The sequence below is a fragment of the Variovorax sp. GW823-FHT02B07 genome, assembly GCF_058797695.1.
The window spans coordinates 1-16,913 of sequence record NZ_JBXAJX010000015.1 but is presented as its reverse complement, the minus strand read 5'-3'; the positions used below and the strand labels follow the sequence as shown (position 1 = coordinate 16,913).

Annotated in this window: 18 protein-coding genes; 2 read left to right on the top strand and 16 right to left on the bottom strand. The window is 66.7% G+C overall.

Translation table 11 applies throughout. The features are described 5' to 3' along the window. Positions 1-136: 136 nt before the first annotated feature. Together AC1RGU_RS31285 and AC1RGU_RS31280 are read left to right on the top strand one after the other, a co-directional pair. The gene (locus tag AC1RGU_RS31285; protein WP_492700142.1) at positions 137-925 is read left to right on the top strand and encodes a hypothetical protein; all 789 of its coding nucleotides are present in this window, start codon (positions 137-139) and stop codon (positions 923-925) included. Between the two features lie 411 nt (positions 926-1,336). Beyond that, positions 1,337-2,581, top strand: coding sequence for a hypothetical protein (locus AC1RGU_RS31280; RefSeq protein WP_492700144.1), 1,245 nt, complete (start codon positions 1,337-1,339; stop codon positions 2,579-2,581). Positions 2,582-2,947: 366 nt separating this feature from the next. Here AC1RGU_RS31280 and AC1RGU_RS31275 read toward each other — a convergent pair whose 3' ends face one another. From AC1RGU_RS31275 to hpaR, 16 genes are all read right to left on the bottom strand, one after another. Next, positions 2,948-3,925: a 2-dehydropantoate 2-reductase gene (locus AC1RGU_RS31275; RefSeq protein WP_070063517.1), complete on the bottom strand. Its 978-nt coding sequence runs from the start codon at positions 3,923-3,925 to the stop codon at positions 2,948-2,950. A gap of 13 nt (positions 3,926-3,938) precedes the next feature. Beyond that, the gene (locus tag AC1RGU_RS31270) at positions 3,939-4,727 is read right to left on the bottom strand and encodes a class II aldolase/adducin family protein (protein WP_070063516.1); all 789 of its coding nucleotides are present in this window, start codon (positions 4,725-4,727) and stop codon (positions 3,939-3,941) included. Positions 4,728-4,745: 18 nt separating this feature from the next. After that, the gene (locus tag AC1RGU_RS31265) at positions 4,746-5,738 is read right to left on the bottom strand and encodes a Bug family tripartite tricarboxylate transporter substrate binding protein (protein ID WP_390347331.1); all 993 of its coding nucleotides are present in this window, start codon (positions 5,736-5,738) and stop codon (positions 4,746-4,748) included. 37 nt (positions 5,739-5,775) lie between these two features. Next, positions 5,776-7,509, bottom strand: a complete 1,734-nt coding sequence (gene ilvD / locus AC1RGU_RS31260; RefSeq protein WP_307696512.1) for a dihydroxy-acid dehydratase — start codon at positions 7,507-7,509, stop codon at positions 5,776-5,778. Positions 7,510-7,546: 37 nt separating this feature from the next. After that, entirely contained in the window at positions 7,547-8,014 is a 468-nt protein-coding gene (locus tag AC1RGU_RS31255) for a nuclear transport factor 2 family protein (protein WP_307589519.1), read from the bottom strand. 21 nt (positions 8,015-8,035) lie between these two features. After that, positions 8,036-8,857, bottom strand: a complete 822-nt coding sequence (hpaI, locus tag AC1RGU_RS31250) for a 4-hydroxy-2-oxoheptanedioate aldolase (RefSeq protein ID WP_492700147.1) — start codon at positions 8,855-8,857, stop codon at positions 8,036-8,038. 10 nt (positions 8,858-8,867) lie between these two features. After that, entirely contained in the window at positions 8,868-9,671 is an 804-nt protein-coding gene (gene hpaH / locus AC1RGU_RS31245) for a 2-oxo-hept-4-ene-1,7-dioate hydratase (protein ID WP_062476860.1), read from the bottom strand. Positions 9,672-9,688: 17 nt separating this feature from the next. Beyond that, positions 9,689-10,096: a 5-carboxymethyl-2-hydroxymuconate Delta-isomerase gene (locus AC1RGU_RS31240; RefSeq protein ID WP_492700149.1), complete on the bottom strand. Its 408-nt coding sequence runs from the start codon at positions 10,094-10,096 to the stop codon at positions 9,689-9,691. 13 nt (positions 10,097-10,109) lie between these two features. After that, a complete protein-coding gene (locus AC1RGU_RS31235; RefSeq protein ID WP_062476853.1) occupies positions 10,110-10,937 on the bottom strand; it encodes a DODA-type extradiol aromatic ring-opening family dioxygenase in 828 nt (275 codons plus the stop codon). Between the two features lie 85 nt (positions 10,938-11,022). Beyond that, a complete protein-coding gene (locus AC1RGU_RS31230) occupies positions 11,023-11,358 on the bottom strand; it encodes an aromatic ring-opening dioxygenase subunit LigA (protein ID WP_492700151.1) in 336 nt (111 codons plus the stop codon). A gap of 3 nt (positions 11,359-11,361) precedes the next feature. Beyond that, positions 11,362-12,336 carry a tripartite tricarboxylate transporter substrate binding protein gene (locus AC1RGU_RS31225; protein WP_492700153.1) on the bottom strand — a complete coding sequence of 325 codons (975 nt, stop codon included), beginning with the start codon at positions 12,334-12,336 and terminating at the stop codon, positions 11,362-11,364. Beyond that, a complete protein-coding gene (gene hpaE, locus AC1RGU_RS31220; RefSeq protein ID WP_492700155.1) occupies positions 12,333-13,799 on the bottom strand; it encodes a 5-carboxymethyl-2-hydroxymuconate semialdehyde dehydrogenase in 1,467 nt (488 codons plus the stop codon). Before hpaE ends, AC1RGU_RS31225 begins: the two co-directional genes overlap by 4 nt. A 37-nt stretch (positions 13,800-13,836) precedes the next feature. After that, positions 13,837-14,838, bottom strand: a complete 1,002-nt coding sequence (locus AC1RGU_RS31215; RefSeq protein ID WP_492700157.1) for a Bug family tripartite tricarboxylate transporter substrate binding protein — start codon at positions 14,836-14,838, stop codon at positions 13,837-13,839. A gap of 46 nt (positions 14,839-14,884) precedes the next feature. Beyond that, complete coding sequence (locus AC1RGU_RS31210) at positions 14,885-15,655, bottom strand: fumarylacetoacetate hydrolase family protein (protein WP_095743204.1); 771 nt, start codon at positions 15,653-15,655, stop codon at positions 14,885-14,887. Continuing rightward, positions 15,652-16,284 (bottom strand): fumarylacetoacetate hydrolase family protein, encoded by a 633-nt coding sequence (locus tag AC1RGU_RS31205; RefSeq protein ID WP_492700160.1) that lies wholly within the window; start codon positions 16,282-16,284, stop codon positions 15,652-15,654. The genes AC1RGU_RS31210 and AC1RGU_RS31205 overlap by 4 nt, the downstream gene beginning before the upstream one ends. Continuing rightward, entirely contained in the window at positions 16,281-16,718 is a 438-nt protein-coding gene (gene hpaR / locus AC1RGU_RS31200) for a homoprotocatechuate degradation operon regulator HpaR (protein WP_056583837.1), read from the bottom strand. Before hpaR ends, AC1RGU_RS31205 begins: the two co-directional genes overlap by 4 nt. Between the last annotated feature and the right edge of the window lie 195 nt (positions 16,719-16,913).

Genomic DNA, 16,913 nt, shown 5'->3' with positions numbered 1-16,913 from the left:
AAATCAAGGAGGAGGCCGCAGGCCGGGGGACATTCGCGGAGGGAAGTACCCGGTGGCCTGTGCACACGCCCTGAACATCGTCGATAGAACCGAGCCGCCACGCCGGAGACAATCCGCGCCGGAGGAAAACAGTTCAATGACCCATTCGACGAAGAAACGAACGCCGTCGCGTGCCGCACGGCATGTCCTCGGCCTGGCACTGGCCATCGCCGGCTTCTCGGCGCAGGCCCAGACCGAAGCGGCTGCACCGCCCATGGCCACAGCCTCGGCACCCACCGAAGCCACCCCTGCCGCAACTCAAACCCGCGTGCGCTATCTGCGCATGCCCCAGCAGAGCGGCGCCGACCACCTGCGCGTGGTGCGCCGCGAGGACACGGTGGGCCGCGTGGCCGGCCAGGTCGCGTTGAACGTCGCGTTCGCCGTGCTCGGCACCGGCGCGGCCGTGCAGGGCTTCTCGAAGGACGGCCTCGGCGGCACCACGCTCGAAGCGTTGCGCGACGACCCGGTGAGCGTCAACCCGGCGATGAGCGAGTTGCAGGAGGCCCTGAGCAAGATCGCCACCGACATCTACCGCCGCCGCACCGAGACCGCGCTCGCCACCGCGCTGACCGACGGCTCGACGCCCGAAGAGATCGAGGCCGCGCGCCAGACGCCGAAGGAGGCCGACTCGCCGCTGGTCCCGGGGTCGTGGCACCTCGTCTACGAAAACCTGATGGGCTCGGACGAACTGTTCCGGCTCAAGTACGGCGCCTCGCTGGGGCGCGCGGGCTTCATGCGCCCGCCGATCGGCTGCAGCTACGAGTCGGAGCCGCTGGCCTGGACCCAGTGGCAGGCCGACGGCTGGCAGCGGCTGCGCGAGGAACGCGTGAAGATCGTGGCCCGTTGCGTCGAGGCCATCGGCGCCGCGCCGGAAAACCGCTGGTGACGGTTCGGGCGAAGGCGGTGTCGCGCTGTGTCGTCGAACACCGCATACGCACTTGAGGCTGACGGCACAACCGGTCGATTGTGATTTGGTGCTTGAGGAGCTATTCGCGAAACGTGCATTCGGTGAGTAGATCGGTCCGAGGGGCTTGGTGGGCGGGGCGCTGATTGTGAGTGCCGCTTAGTAGGCAATCTAGTTCTTCCAATAAAGGCACCTGCAACGCGAAGGCATTTTTATGCGACCTCCAGCCCCGCCAGCCTGGCGCATTGCGGGTATCCGAGCAAATCGATAGTGCTCAAGTTTGTAGCTTTGCTGGTCTAATTAGGCGTACGGGGTCATCAAGCAAAGCGAAGCATGAATCGCTGCAGGATGAGATTTCTTTGAGGGTTGAGATCGATCATTGGCTAAAAATAAATGAATTCATTAATCGAAGAAATATTGACTGCACCTGCTTCGCAGATAGTCGAAATACTCAGCGGCGCGACGGACGAGGATATATTTGAGGCAGCTTCTCGTGGCGCCGGGCAAGTCGCGGACATTTTTCTGAGGGCCGCTGACCCAAAGCTTGCCGCGCGCTTGATCTCCATTCTCCCTCCGGAGGTGCTGCGAGATGTGCTTCGGCGTGGTACAGCTGAAGCACTCTCTCATTTTCTTAGATCGATTCAACCATCACAACTTTCGCGAGTGTTGCAAAGTGCCAGCAATGAATTGGTCGAGCGCTTGATAGATGCTGCGCCGACTCGAAACTTCAGAATTTCTCTCGCGAAGGCATTGCCTCTTGATAGAAGAAAGCAATGGACCGATCGAGTTCGCTCAATGGAACGAGACCTGGAGCACACGCGCGTAGTGGCGGGAGATGCAACGTCTACCTTGTTCGAAGAGCGAAAGCGATTGCTTGGAGACATGGAAGAAGCAATTCGTGCTAAAGAAGAGGTGCTTCGAAATTTTGAGCGCGAGGCTCAAATGAAGCAAGCACACTATGAGCATCTTTCAATAGATGCTCGAAAACGCTTGGAGAAATTGCAAGAGCACCTCGCAGTCCAGCAATCTCAGATCGAAGAAAGAGAGCGGGCGCTAGCCATGCGTCAAGCCGAATTTGAAGAAGTAAATCGTCGGCAGGTTCAAGAGCGGATAGAGGTCAAAGTTCCGGAGTATGTCGCAGCGGCGGTAAGAGTCCTAGATGAGAGGGAAATTCTCTACAGAAGAAAGGCCGCGCTGTGGAGTTTGCAGGGTACGACTGTCTTGATCGTTGCGATTGCTGCCGCCATTGCGATTTCCTTGTTTGGAAGCGGAATCGGTGATTCGCTAAGCACTTTGTCTTGGCAAACACTTCTTTTTGTTTCGTTTAAAGGGTTGGTGGTACTAAGCGTGCTCGGTCTCTGGGCAAAGCACGCATTTACGGTAAGCAACGCATATATGCATGAGGCAATAAAAAGATCTGATCGAGCACATGCAATTAACTTTGGAAAGCTGTACTTGGAAATCTATGGAAATTCTGTAGACCGCAAAGAGTTGATCAATATTTTTGAGAATTGGAACATTGCCAGCGAAAGCGCCTTTGCAAAGGCCAGTCCTGCTAGTTTTGAACCGCAGGTTGTTGAAAAATTTGCAACTGCACTGAAGCTCTTTGAGAAAGCAAAACAGCAGACTGCAAGTTGATTTGCCGCAGCACTTTGGATTGACTGCTGGAAACGACCTCTTTTGAACCTTGTGCTACGAGCTGTGAGTCATCTGATCTCTCACACGCAACCTTCTAGTCAGGGATTGCTTGCCATTTCACCCAGGGGCCAAAAGCTGCGAGTGAGCTTGACGACTCGCTCGCAACACGCGTTGCTCATCACAGCAAGACAAGGCCTAGAGACAGGCAGTGCGGTTCACGATCTCAGCGGATCTGCTGCATGGAGCCTCAGCGCGTCGTGTATGGAAGGCTGTTGTCCATTCCGAACGTAATTCGGCGAGCGTAGGTCGGGTTGCGATGCTTCGAGGCAAGAAAAAGGTGGAGAAGCGTTAGCAATAGCGCAGCGCTCAGTACAACCCGAGCTGCCGCGTGCGCAGCCGCGCCAGCCCCAGCAGCGCATCCGTGAACGGCGTGGCCACGCCCGTCAGCTCGCCCAGCTCGCGCACCACCGTGACGAGCGCGTCGAGCTCGACCGAACGGCCTGCCTCCACGTCCTGCAGCATCGAGGTCTTGAACGCACCGAGCTTCATCGTCACCGCGTGCCGGTCTTCGGGGCTCTGCGTGATCTCGATGCCGATGCGCCGGCCGATCTCCTTGGCCTCGAGCATCACGGCCGAGATGAAACCGCGCACGTAGTCGTCGCCCATGATCAGGTCGGTGGTGGCGCCGGTGAGCGCGCTGATCGGGTTCACCGTCATGTTGCCCCACAGCTTGAACCACACGTCCTTCTGGATCTGCGGCGACAGCGTGGTGTCGATGCCCGTGCTCTTGAGCAGCTCGACCAGCTTCTGCACGCGCGGCGTGGCCTCGCCCGAAGGCTCGCCCACGATCAGCCCGTTGCCGAAATGGTGGCGCACCACGCCCGGCCCGTCGAGCGAGCAGCTGGCGTGCACCACGCAGCCGATCACGTTGCGCGACGGAATGGCCTTGGCAATGGCGCCTTCGGGGTCGACGGCCGCGAGGCGATGCCCCGTGATCTCGCCGCCGAAGCCGCCTTCGAGGAACCACCACGGCACGCCGTTCATGGCCACCAGCACGATCGTGTCGGGCCCGATCAGCGGCCCGATGCGTTCGGCCACGCCGGCCAGCGCGGGCGCCTTCACGGCGATCACCACCAGGTCTTGCACGCCCAGTGCCTCGGGGTCGGCCACCGCGTTCACCGGCACGCGCGTGCGCACGTCGCCGCGCATGAGCGAGAGGCCGTCCTTCTGCAGCGCGTCGAGCGTGGCGCCGCGCGCCACCACGTTGAGGCGCTGGCCTGCCTGCGCGAGGCCGACGCCGATCCATCCGCCGATCGCGCCGGCGCCGTAGATGCAAATCTTCATGGGAACAGGCGCCTCAGTTGCGGTAGCTCGGGTCGATGCGGTCCACCTGCCGCACCAGCGCATTGAACACGTCCTGCCCGGCGCCGTGCGCGGGGCTGAACTGCAGCGCGTCGCGCGTGCAGCGCTGCGCGATCTCTTCGCTCACCGGAATGGCGGCGCCCATCGAGAAGGTCGCCATCTGGATCTCGCAGGCGCGTTGCAGCGTCCACAAGATGGCAAAGGTCTGCGGCAGCGTCTGGCCCCAGGCCAAGAGGCCGTGGTTGCGCAGGATCACCGCGTTGCGATCGCCAATGCTCTTGAGCAGGCGCGGGCCTTCGTCGGCATGGATCGTGATGCCCTCGAAGTCGTGGTACGCCACCATGCCGTGCAGCTGGGCGGTATAGAAATTGGTCTGCTGCAGGCCGCCCTGCAGACAGGCCACGGCCACGCCGGCCGTGGTGTGTGTGTGCATCACGCAGTGCGCGCCGGGCAGGCCGTCGTGGATGGCCGCATGCACCACGAAGCCGGCCGGGTTCACCGGGTAGGTCGAGCCGTCGAGCACCTTGCCCTGCAGGTCGATCTTCACCAGGTTGCTGGCCGTCACCTCGCTGTAGTGCAGGCCGAAGGGGTTGATGAGGAACTGCTTCTCGCCACCCGTCACGCTGTCGGGCAGCCGCACCGTGATGTGGTTGTAGATCATCTCGGTCCAGCCCAGCATCGCGAACACGCGGTAGCAGGCTGCGAGCTCCTCGCGCGCGGCGCGCTCGTCGGGATGGATCGAGGGATGGACCAGCGCCGACGGCGCGGTGGCGAGTGTGTTCATGGCAGTTCCTTCATGTGATCAACCTTCAGCCGTGAAGCCGACCTCTTTCACGATCGGCGCCCACTTGGCGGTGTCCTTCTTCAGCAGATCGGCCAGCTCGGCCGGCGTGGAAGACATGGCTTCCAGGCCGAAAGTGCCGAGGCCGTCGATCACGTCCTTCTGTGCGAGCGCGTTCTTCATCGCCGTGTTGAGCTTCGTCACCAGTTCGGGCGAGGCCTTGGCCGGCAGGAAGAAGGCGAACCATTCGCTGTGCGCCATGTTCTTGATGCCCTGCTCGCCGAAGGTCGGCACATCGGGCGCGAAGCGGCTGCGCTTGGCACCCGACACGCCCAGGATGCGCACCTTGCCAGATTGCAGGTGCTGCGTGATGTCGCCGATGGGGCCCGACACCGCCGAGATGTTGCCGCCCAGGAGGTCGAGCATGGCCGGCTGCGTGCCGCGGTAGGCCGCGTGCTTGAGCTCGACGCCGCCCTGCTTGCCCAGCAGCGCGCCGATGAAGTGCGGCGTGGAGCCCGCGGCCGGCGAGCCGTAGTTGGCGCCGGCCGGGTTGGCCTTGGCCCAGGTGAGGAACTCGGGCACCGTCTTGATGGTGGCCGGCACGGCCGGGCCGACCGCGAAGCCGAAGTCGAAGATGCAGGCCAGGCTCACGGGCGTGAGGTCGACCATCGGGTCGTAGGGCAGCTTCTTGTAGATGTGCGGGTAGATCGTGAGGATCGACGTGGGCGTCTGCAGGATGGTGGTGCCGTCGGCCGGGCGGCCCTTCACGTAGCTCACGGCGATCTGGCCGCCCGCGCCGGTGCGGTTCTCGACCACGGCGGTCTTGGCGTAGTCGGGGCTCAGCTTCAGCGCAATGCGCCGGCAGGTGGTGTCCGAGGTGCCGCCGGCCGCGAAGCCGGTGACGATGGTGGCGTTCTCGAGCGCGGCAGCCTGCGCAAAGGCCTGCTGGCCGAGGCTGGCGAGCAGCGCCGAGGCGCCGGTGGACTGCAGCATGTGGCGGCGGGTGAAGGTCATGTCTGTCTCTTTTCGGGTGGGTGAGGAGGGAACAGGATCACGACTCGTCGCGCAGCCAGGTGACCGCGCCCGAGTGGGTCACGGCGCCCTGGTGGGCAGGGCGCACGGTGAGCGCGTATTTTTCCAACAAACCACCGTGCGCCGCCCCCGCGTTTACCTCACGTCCGGCCAGCCGCGACGCGATTTCTTCGGCGCTCAGTTCGACCGAAATGCTGCGCGCCGCGGCGCGTGCATCGATGGCCACCATGTCGCCGTCGCGCAGCACCGCGATCGGCCCGCCGTCGGCCGCTTCGGGCCCCGCGTAGCCGATGCACAGGCCGCGCGTGGCGCCCGAGAAACGCCCGTCGGTGAGCAGCGCCACCTTGTCGCCCATGCCCTGGCCGTACAGCAGCGCGGTGATGCCCAGCATCTCGCGCATGCCGGGGCTGCCCTTGGGGCCTTCGTTGCGGATGACGATCACGTCGCCCGCTTCGTAGCGGCGGTTCTGCACGGCGGTCTGCGCCTCTTCTTCCGAGTTGAAGACGCGCGCCGGGCCGCGGTGCACCAGCGTCTTCAGGCCCGCCGTCTTGAGCAGCGCGCCGTCGGGGCAGAGGTTGCCCTTGAGCACGGCCAGCCCGCCGTCGCGCGTGATCGGGTTGCCCGCCGCGCGCACCACGCGGCCGTCGGGCGCGGCGGCGTCGGCCACTTCCTCGGCCAGCGTGCGGCCGGTGAAGGTGAGGGCGTCGCCGTGCAGGAAGCCCTGCTCCAGCAGCGTGCGCAGGATGACGCCCGCGCCGCCGATGTAGTACACGTCGCGCGCCAGGTACTGGCCGCCGGGGCGCAGGTCGGCAATGAGCGGCGTGCGCGCGAAGATCTCGGCCACGTCGTCCAGGTGGAACTTGATGCCGGCCTCGTGCGCAATGGCCGGCAGGTGCAGCGCGGCGTTGGTCGAGCCGCCCGTGGCCGAGACCACGGCGCAGGCGTTTTCGAGCGCCTTGCGCGTCACGACGTCGCGCGGCAGCGGGCCGTCGCCCATCACCGCCTTCATGAGCTGCTTTGCCGCGCGGCGCATCAGCGGCGCGCGTTCGCTGAACACCGCCGGGACCATGCTCGAGCCGATGGGCGCCAGGCCCAGCGCCTCCGACACCATGCCCATCGTGTTGGCCGTGAACTGCCCTGCGCAGGCGCCGGCCGTGGGCAGGCAGGCGCGGCTCATGGCGTCGAGCTCGTCGTGCGTGGCGGTGCCGGCCAGCACCTTGCCGATGGTTTCGTAGGTGTCGACCACGTTGAGGTCGCGCCCGTCGGGCCCGGGCATCTGGCCCGGCAGCGCCGAGCCGCCGTGCACGAACACGCTGGGCACGTTGCAGCGGACCATGCCCATCATCAGGCCCGGCAGGTTCTTGTCGCAGGCGCCGATGGCGAAGATGCCGTCCCACTGGTGGCCGCGCGTCGAGGCTTCCACGCTGTCGGCGATGAGCTCGCGCGAGATCAGCGAGAAGCGCATGCCCGAGTGCGCCATCGTCAGGCCGTCGCTCACCGACACCACCGGGCATTCGTGCGGCGTGCCGCCGCCGGCGTAGATGCCGGTCTTGGCGTGCTGCGCCTGCTCGCGCAGGTTGAGGTTGCACGGGCTCATCTCGCCGCCCGTGTGGAACACGCCGACGTGCGGGCGCGCGATGTCCTCGTCGTCCTGGCCCAGCGCGTGCAGGAAGCTGCGCGTGGTCGCGCGGATCGTGCCCTCGCGGATGGTCGCGGAGCGGAAGCGTTTCGTGGGGTCGGTGGGCGTGGTCATGCGGCTGGCGAAGGCTGGCTCGTGGAAGGGCGGGGCGTCAGAACATGCCGTTCTTGTTCGCGGCGGTCTCGGGCACGGGTTGCACCACGTCCCAGTGCTCGACGATCTTGCCGTTCTCGAGCTTGAAGATGTCGACGATGGCGCTGCCGCGCGTGCCCGGCTCGCGCACCGCGTTCACGTGCAGGATCACGTAGTCGCCGTCGACGAAGCTGCGCTTGATCTCGCTGTGCGACTTCGGAAACTTCTCGCGCAGGAAGGCGATGAACTTGCGAAAGCCCTCGGGCCCGTCGGCCGCCGTCGGGTTGTGCTGCACGTAGCGGTTGCCCACGTACTGCAATGCTGCGTCAGCGTCCTTCTGGTTCAGGCCCTTCTCGTAGAAGGCGAGCACGGTCTGGCGGTTGGCTTCCTGCCGGGCCTGCGCAGTAGAGGCCGGGCCCGTCTGGGCGCAGGCGCCCAGAAGCAGGGCGGCGGCAGCGGCGAAAGCCGCGAGGGTGGTGCGTCGCATCGAAATTTCCTTGACGGTGGATCAGTAGCCGTTGGGCGCGGTGGCGCCCGGCGCGGCCTTGTACTTCGCAAGCAGTTGCTTCGCCGCAGCCGCGAGCAGGATCGTGTCGACGCCCACCGCCACGAACAGCGCGCCGGCCGCGAGCCACTTGCGCGCCTGCTCCTCGGTGGTCGACAGGATGCCGGCCGCCTTGCCGGCTTTGCGGATGCGCGCGATGGCGTCGGCGATCACGGCCTGCACCTCGGGGTGGTTGGGCTGGCCCACGAAGCCCATCGAGGCCGACAGGTCGGCCGGGCCGATGAACACGCCGTCCACGCCCGGCGTGGCCGCGATGGCGTCGAGGTTCTTCATCGCCTCGACCGTCTCGGCCTGCACCAGCAGGCAGGTCTGCGCGTTGGCTTCGTGCAGGTAGTTCGGGTAGGCCTGCCAGCGCGAGGCGCGCGCCAGCGCACTGCCCATGCCGCGGATGCCTTCGGGCGGGTAGCGCATGCCCTGCACCAGTTGCGCGGCCTGCTCGGCGGTGTCGACCATCGGCACCAGCAGCGTCTGCGCGCCGATGTCCAGGTACTGCTTGATCAGCGTGGTGTCGCCGACCGGAATGCGCACGACGGGATGCGAGCGCTGCGCGTCGGGCTGCGCCGACCATGCGCTGGAAATGCCCTGCAGCTGCGCGAGCACCGAGCGCACGTCATTGGGCGCGTGCTCGCCGTCGACCAGCAGCCAGTCGTAGCCGGTGCCGGCCAGCAGCTCGGCCACGTAGCCGTCGCCCAGGCCGACCCACAGGCCGATCTGGGGTTGGCCGGCCTGCAGGGCCTGCTTGAAGGTGTTGAGTGGGGTGTGCATGAAAAACTCGTCAGACGAAGCGGAAGGCGATAGAGCCCAGGGGGCCGTAGTCGGCGTGGAAGGTGTCGCCAGGCACGGCGTTGGTGGGTCGCGTGAACGAACCGCCCAGCACGATCTCGCCGGCTTCGAGGCATTCGTCCCACGGCGCGAGCTTGTTCGCGAGCCAGGCCACGCCGGTGGCCGGGTGGTTGAGCACGGCCGCAGCCACGCCCGACTCCTCGATCACGCCGTTCTTGTAGAGCAGCGCGCTCACCCAGCGCAGGTCGACCGCATCGGGCTTCACGGGCCGGCCGCCGAGCACGATGCCGGCATTGGCCGCGTTGTCGGCGATGGTGTCGAACACCTTGCGCATGGCCTTGGTGTGGCGGTCGAACTGCTCGATGCGCGCGTCGATGATCTCGATGGCGGGCACCACGTAGTCGGTGGCGGCCAGCACGTCGAAGATGGTCACGTTGGGCCCCTGCAGTTTCTTGCCGAGCACGAAGGCCAGCTCGACCTCGATGCGCGGCGCGATGAAGCGCGTGAACGGGATGTCGCCGCCCTGCTCGAAGAACATGTCGTCCAGCAGCGTGCCGTAGTCGGGCTCGGTGATCTGGCTGGCCTGCTGCATGGCGCGCGACGTGAGACCGATCTTGTGGCCCTTGACGATGCGGCCTTCGGCGATCTTGTGCTTCACCCATTCGCGCGAGATGGCGTAGCCGTCCTCGATCGTCATCTCGGGGAAGCGCTTGGAGAAATGCTCGACCTGCACGCGCGACTTCTCGCTCTCGTGCAGTTCGGCGGCCAGTTGGGCGATGGTGGCGGTGGAGAGCATGGGGGCTCGCTTCTTCTCTATGGCTTGTTGAACAGGGGATGCAGGTTGCTGTGCTTGCCGTCGTACACCTGCCCCGGCGCTTCGTCGATCTGCAGGGTGATGCCGATGTGGCGCTGCGAGAAGACGGGCTCGAAATGCGCGCGCACGGCGGCCAGCAGCTCGTCGCCCGCTTTCTTCTTCACCGCCTCGGAGCGGCCCGAGGCCATGCGCAGGTTGAGGTACACGAAGGCGTAGTCGGCCCGGCCGTCGGCCACCGCATAGTGGGCGGCGGGGTAGGCCAGCACGCGCGTGCCGCCCGTGGGGAACACCGGCTTGCCGGCCTCGTCGCGCTGTTCGAGCATGGTGTCGGCCAGCGTGCGGCACAGCGCCGACACGTCGGTTTCGGCCTCGATGTTGGGCGTGTACAGGATCACCAGGTGCGGCATGGTCGTGCTCCGTTCAAACCACCGACATCGTCGCGGCCGTGCAGGTCACCGCGAAGATCGGGATGGCCTTCATGTGGAAGATCTCGCCCTTGCCGCGCGCGGCCGCGGCCACGCTCAGGAAGGTGCGGATCTCGAAGCCGCCCTGGCCCGCTTCGCGGTAGGTGGCCTCGTCGCCGTAGTCGGCCTGCGACAGCAGCGCCTCGCGGTCGTTGGCGCACCAGCGGCGCATGAACTCGGCGTCCCATTCGGCATTGACCTTGCCAGAATCGGGCGTGGCCGGCCAGTGCGAGATGCCGCCAGTGCCCACCAGCGCGATGCGCTCGGGCACCTTGTCGCAGGCGCGGCGCAAGGCTTCGCCGAAGGCCCACGCGCGGTGCAGCGGCGTGAGCGGCGGGCCCTGGCAGTTGATGTTCACGGGAATGACCTTGGTGTCGAAGTTGGGCGTGAGGAAGTTCAGCGGCACCATGATGCCGTGGTCGAACTTCCATTCTTCCGCGTAGGCCACGTCCACCGTCTGCATCACCTCGCGGATCAGGCGCTGCGACAGCGCGGCGTCGCCGGGGATGGTGTGCTTCTCGATGCCCAGCCACTTCGGGTCTTCGATCGGGCCCTCGTAGCTGTCGGCCATGCCGATCGCATAGGCCGGCATGTTGTTCATGAAGAAGTTCGCGAAGTGCTCGGCCGCGATGACGATCACCGCGTCGGGCTTCGTGGCGCGCATCGCCTCGCCGAAGCGATGGAACTGCGCGTGGAACTCGTCCTTCACCGCCGGGTCGGCGAGATGCGCGCGGCCGGTGATGCCGGGGGCGTGGCTGCACACGCCTGCGAATACGAGACTCATGTCGATGCCCGCCCGGCCGCCCGAAGGGCATCGAGCGCCCCCTCGGGGGGCAGCAAACCACACGAAGTGGGGAGCGTGGGGGTCTTCATATTCCTGCCACCTTTTCGTCTGTGCCTGTTGTCATGGCGTAGATGCCGGCGCGCACCGGGCCGTACTTGCGCACGCCTTCGCGCATGGCTTCGAGGTAGTCCGCCCACGCCACGCCGAGCAGCGGCGCGAAGTGCATCAGCAGCTGCCCGTTGCACCCGAGCACGTAGAGCTTGCCGATGTCGCCGCTGCCGATGGCTTCGCGCTCTTCGTCGTTCAGGTCGTAGCCGGCCAGTAGCGTGGCGCGCGTGTCGCCGCCTTCGGCGAAGCGGCGCTGCACGTCGGCGTCGCGGTTCAGCGCGAACAGGAATTTCTGCATCGCATAGAGGCTCATGGGTCAGCCCTCGATCTGGATGTTGGCCTTGCGGATCACGTCGCCGTACTTCGCGATCTCGCTGCGGATGAACTCGGCAAAGCGCTCGGGCGTGCCCGACAGCGACGCGATGCCGCCCTTGTGGAAGGCCTCGGTCACGGCCGGCGAAGCGAGCGCGCGGTTCACTTCGGTGTTCACGCGTTGCACGATGGCGTCGGGCGTGCCGGTCGGGGCCAGCAGGCCGTTCCACGAATTGGAATCGATGGCCACGCCCTGTTCGGCCAGTGTGGGTATCGCGGGCGCGTACTGCGAGCGCTGCGCGGTCGCCATGCCCAGCGCCACCAGCTTGCCGGCCTGCACGTGGCCGCGGAACTCGGGCCAGTTGCCGAACATGACGGTCACTTGGCCGCCGAGCAGGTCGGCCAGCGCCGGGCCCTGGCCCTTGTAGGGCACGTGCACGATGTCCAGGCCCATCTGCAGCTTGAGCATTTCGCCCGACAGATGCGCCGAGGTGCCGTTGCCGAAGGAGGCGAAGCTCAGGGTGCCGGGTTTGGCCCTGGCCTGGTTGCGCAGGTCGGCCAGCGTCTTCAGGCCGCTGCCCGGGTGCGTGGCGAGCACGTGCTCCGACATGCCCATGAGCGCCACGGGGCGCAGGTCTTTCAGCGTGTCGTAGGGCAGCTTGCGCACCAGGGTGGGGTTGGCCGTGAAGCTGTTGGCCACGCACACGAAGCTGTGGCCGTCGGGCGCCGACTTGGCGACCGCGTCGACGCCGATCACCGTGCCGGCGCCGGGCTTGTTCTCGACGATCACCGGCTGGCCCAGCGCCTTGCCGAGTTCGAGGCCGACGAGGCGCGCGACGAAGTCGGTGGTGCCGCCGGGCGTGAAGGGCACGACGATGCGCACCGGCTTGGCGGGCCACGCCGTTTGCGCGCGTGCCAGTGCGGGCAGGGCCGCGAGGGCGGCCGCGCCTTGCAGGAGCGCGCGGCGCTGCAGCGTCATGCCACGCCCCAATGCGGAATGTGGTGCGAGCCCATCGACACCGCGATGTTCTTCGGCTCGCAGAACACTTCGTAGCTCCAGGTGCCGCCTTCGCGGCCCGTGCCCGAGGCCTTGGTGCCGCCGAAGGGCTGGCGCAGGTCACGCACGTTCTGGCTGTTGACGAAGCACATGCCGGCTTCCACGGCGGCGGCCACGCGGTGCGCCTTGCCGATGTTCTCGGTCCACACGTAGCTGCTCAGGCCGTAGGCGATGTCGTTGGCCAGCTCGATGGCGTGCGCCTCGTCCTTGAACGGGATCAGGCAGGCGACCGGGCCGAAGATTTCTTCCTGCGCGATCTTCATGCGGTTGTCGACGTCGGCGAACACGGTGGGCATCACGTAGTTGCCCTTCTTCACGCGCTCGGGCAGGTTCGAGGGCGCCTCGAGGCCGCCGCACAGCAGCGTCGCGCCTTCCTTCGGGCCCAGCTCGATGTAGCTGCGCACCTTGGCCAGGTGGGCCTGCGAAATCATCGGGCCGACGATGGTCTTCTCGTCGAGCGGGTCGCCCACGGTGATGCGCCTGGCGCGCTCGGCGAACTTGGCGGCGAAGTCGGCGTAGATCGACTGCTGCACCAGGATGCGCGAGCCGGCCGTGCAGCGCTCGCCGTTGTTGCTGAAGATCATGAACACGGCCGCGTCGAGCGCGCGGTCGAGGTCGGCGTCTTCGAAGATCACGAAGGGGCTCTTGCCGCCCAGTTCCATGCTGAACTTCTTCAGGCCCGCGCTCTTCACGATGCGGTTGCCGGTGGCGGTGGAGCCGGTGAATGAAATCGCGCGCACGTCGGGGTGCGCCACCAGCGGCTCGCCGGCTTCCTTGCCGTAGCCGTGCACCAGGTTCAGCACGCCGGCCGGAATGCCCGCTTCGAGCGCCAGCTCGCCCAGGCGCGCGGCCGTGAGCGGCGAGAGCTCGCTCATCTTCAGCACGGCCGTGTTGCCGAAGGCCAGGCAGGGCGCGACCTTCCAGGTGGCGGTCATGAAGGGCACGTTCCACGGGCTGATGAGCGCGCACACGCCCACCGGATGGAACAGCGTGTAGTTCAGGTGCGTGGGCGTGGGGTAGGTGTGGCCGTCGACGCGCGTGCACATCTCGGCGAAGTAGTAGAAGTTGTCGGCCGCGCGCGGAATGAGCTGCTTGCCGGTCTGCGCGATCACCTGGCCGCAGTCGTTGGTTTCGGTCTGCGCGATCTCGGGCACGTGCTTGGCGATCAGGTCGCCGAGCTTGCGGATGAGCTTGGCGCGTTCGGGCGCGGGCAGGCCGGCCCACTTGGGGAAGGCGGCCTTGGCGGCGGCCACGGCGGCGTTCACTTCGGCCTCGCCGCCCGAGGCGACTTCGGCCAGCACTTCCTGCGTGGCGGGGTTGACGGTTTCGAAGTAGTCGGCGCCTTGGACCGGCTTGCCGTCGATGAGGTGATGGATCTGTTGCATGGGCGTGAAGGTGTTGCGGCCTTGCGGCGGTGTGTCGTCAGTCGAGCTTGATGTCGCGCGCCTTGATCAGCGCGTGCCACTTCTTGCGTTCGGTGTCCACGAAGCGGGCCATCTCGGCGGCGTCCGTGGGGCGGGCTTCCCAGCCGGCGTCGTAGAGCTTCTGCTTCACGCCGGTGTCGTTCATGCTTTTCAGCAGGTCGGCGCCCAGGCGCGCCTGGATGTCCTTGGGCGTGGCGGCCGGTGCCACCAGCCCCTGCCAGGTGTAGGCCTCGACGGCGTAGCCGAGCTCCTTGGCCGTCGGCAGCTGGGGCAGTTGCGGTACGCGCTCGGACGACATGGCCAGCAGCGGGATCACCTTGCCGGCCTTCACGGCGCTGATGCCGCTGGGCAGGTCGAGCATCATCAGCGGCACCTGGCTGCCCATGAGGTCCTGCAGCGCAGGTGCGCCGCCCTTGTAGGGAATGTGCAGCAGCGACACGCCGGCTTCGCGCTGGAACAGCTCGTAGGCCAGGTGGTGCGGGCTGCCGGTGCCCGGTGTGGCGATGCTGTACTTGCCCGGCGAGGCCTTGAGCGCCGCGATGAGCGCCTTGGCGTCGCTGAAGCCCGCGCCCGGCGCGGCCGTGATGATCAGCGGCGAGCGGCCCATCATGCCGAGCAGCGCGAAGTCTTTCTCGGCGTCGTAGGGCAGCTTCTTGTAGAGCGCGGGGTTGTAGACCAGCACGCCGTTGTCGGCCGAGAACACGGTGTAGCCGTCGCCCGGCGAACGCGCCACGTTTTCCGACGCGATGATCGCGCCCGCGCCGGGGCGGTTGTCGACCGTGACCGGCTGTGCAAGCTGCTGCGAGAGCTGCGCGCCGGCCGTGCGCGCGAGGTAGTCGGTACCGCCGCCGGCCGGGTAGCCCACGACCCAGCGCACGGGCTTGGTCGGATAGGCCGAGGCGGTCTGTGCGGTGGCGGCCGGTGCGAGCAGCAGCGTGGCGGCGCTGGCCGCCACGAAGGCGGCAGCAAGGCGGAAGGTCCGGGTTCTGGCGGTCGTCATGGCGGTGTGTCTCCGTTTTTTTGAAAGGGGTGGCGCAGTCAGCCGATCAGCGCGCGGCGATGGTGTTGACCAGCGCGCCGATGCCGTCGATCTCGGTCACGACCACGTCGCCCGGCTGGCAATCGACCACGCCGTCGGGCGTGCCGGTGAGGATCAGGTCGCCCGGCGACAGCGTCATGAAGCGGCTGAAGTACTCGATGAGGAAGGGCGCGTCGAAGATCATGTCGCGCGTGTTGCCCTGCTGCGTGACGGTGCCGTTCACCGTGGTGCGCAGCGCGAGCGCCATCGGGTCGGCCACGTCGGCCGCATCGACGAACCACGGGCCCAGCGGCGTGCAGGTGTCGCGGTTCTTCACGCGCAGGTTGGGGCGGTACCAGTTCTCGAGGTAGTCGCGGATCGCGTAGTCGTTGGCCACCGTGTAGCCGCCGATGAAGTCGTAGGCGTCGTCGCGCTTCACGTGCTTCGCGGTCTTGCCGACCACGATGGCGAGCTCGCACTCGTAGTGCATGAACTTCACATCGGCCGGGCGGTGCGTGAGCTGGCGGTGGCCGATGAGCGTGCTCTGTCCCTTGACGAACACCAGCGGTTCCTCGGGCGCCTTGAACTCCAGCTCTTTCGCATGGTCGGCGTAGTTGAGGCCGAGCGCGAGGATGGTGCGCGGGCGCGCCGTGGGCGCAAGCGGCGGCAGCCACACGAGCTGTTCCTGCGGCACGACGCGGCCATCTTGGAGCCGCACGGCGGCGTCGGCCTGGCCGTTGAATTCGTGCGCGGTGCCGGTGTGCTCGCGGCCTTCGAAGATGACGCGTGCGTGCTTCATGCCGTTGCTTCCTTCACCAGCGTGTTGCTCAGGGTTTCGAACCCCGGCGCGGAGATGTCGATGCGGTCGCCCGCGCGGGCCAGCGGACGGCCCAGGTCGCAGCCGAGCATCAGCACGTCGCCGTGCGCCAGCGTCATGAACTCGCCCACGTCGGCCAGCAGCTGCGGCGCGGGGCGCACGAGTTGCGAGAAGTCGATCGACTGCTTGAGTTCGCCGTTGATGCGCACCTCGACGCGGAACTGCGCCGGGTCGGCCACCTCCTGCGCGTCGCGCAGCGCCGGGCCGATGCCCAGGAAGCCGTCGACGCACTTGAACTTCACCGGCGGGCGGAAGAAGCTCGCATGCGGGATCGACAGGTCGTTCAGCAGCACGAAGCCTTCGACGTCGCCCTCGGCGCCGATCACCATGCCGATGCTGGCGCCGACTTCCACGTCGGACACCGCGGCGGGCACGGTGACGGTGCTGCCGTGCGGGCTCCAGGTGTTGGCCGTCTTCACGTAGAGCACGGGCGCCTTCGGCGGTGCCTTGTAGGGCGCCTCGGTCATCTGCGGCGCGAGCGCTGCGGCCTCGGCGCGGAAGTTCAGCAGCGTGCCGTACACGGTGCCGGTGGGGAGAAAGGAGGTGGTCATGGTTCGGGTTGCTCCAGCGCGATCAGTTCGTCCAGCAGGCCGTAGAGCTGCGTCAGCTTGGCCTTGCCCAGCGACTGCTCCATCCAGTCGTAGTGCGCCTCGATGCTGGTGCCCAGGCGCTTCACGAGCTTCATGCCGTGCGGCGTGGCCTCGACCACGGTGCGGCGCTGGTCGGCCGGGTCGCGGGCGCGGGTGATGAGGTTGTCGCGCTCCATGCGCGCCAGCACGCCCGTGAGGCTGGGGCCGAGGATGAAGGCCTCGCGCGCGACGCGGCCGGTGTCGACCGCGCCGTGCTCGCCGAGCACGCGCAGCACGCGCCATTGCTGGTCGGACAGCGCGTGCTCGCGCAGGCTGGGCCGCGTGTGGGCCATCACGGCTTCGCGGGCCTGCAGCAGCAGGCGCGGCAAATTGCGGTGCGTGAAGGTGGTGCTCAAAAGCTGTGCCTCTCAGAATTATTTAACATGTTAAATGAATGCCGAGAAAACACGCCTGCGGGATAACCCTTGCGGGCCGTCGGCGCTGAGGGCCTGTTCACCCTATTTCCGGGGTCGCGTTGGCGGGCCAAGGGGCTGGATGCAAGGCGCCCGTGCGCAGCAAGGCTGAAGCCTTGCAAGCGCGGGCAACGCCGC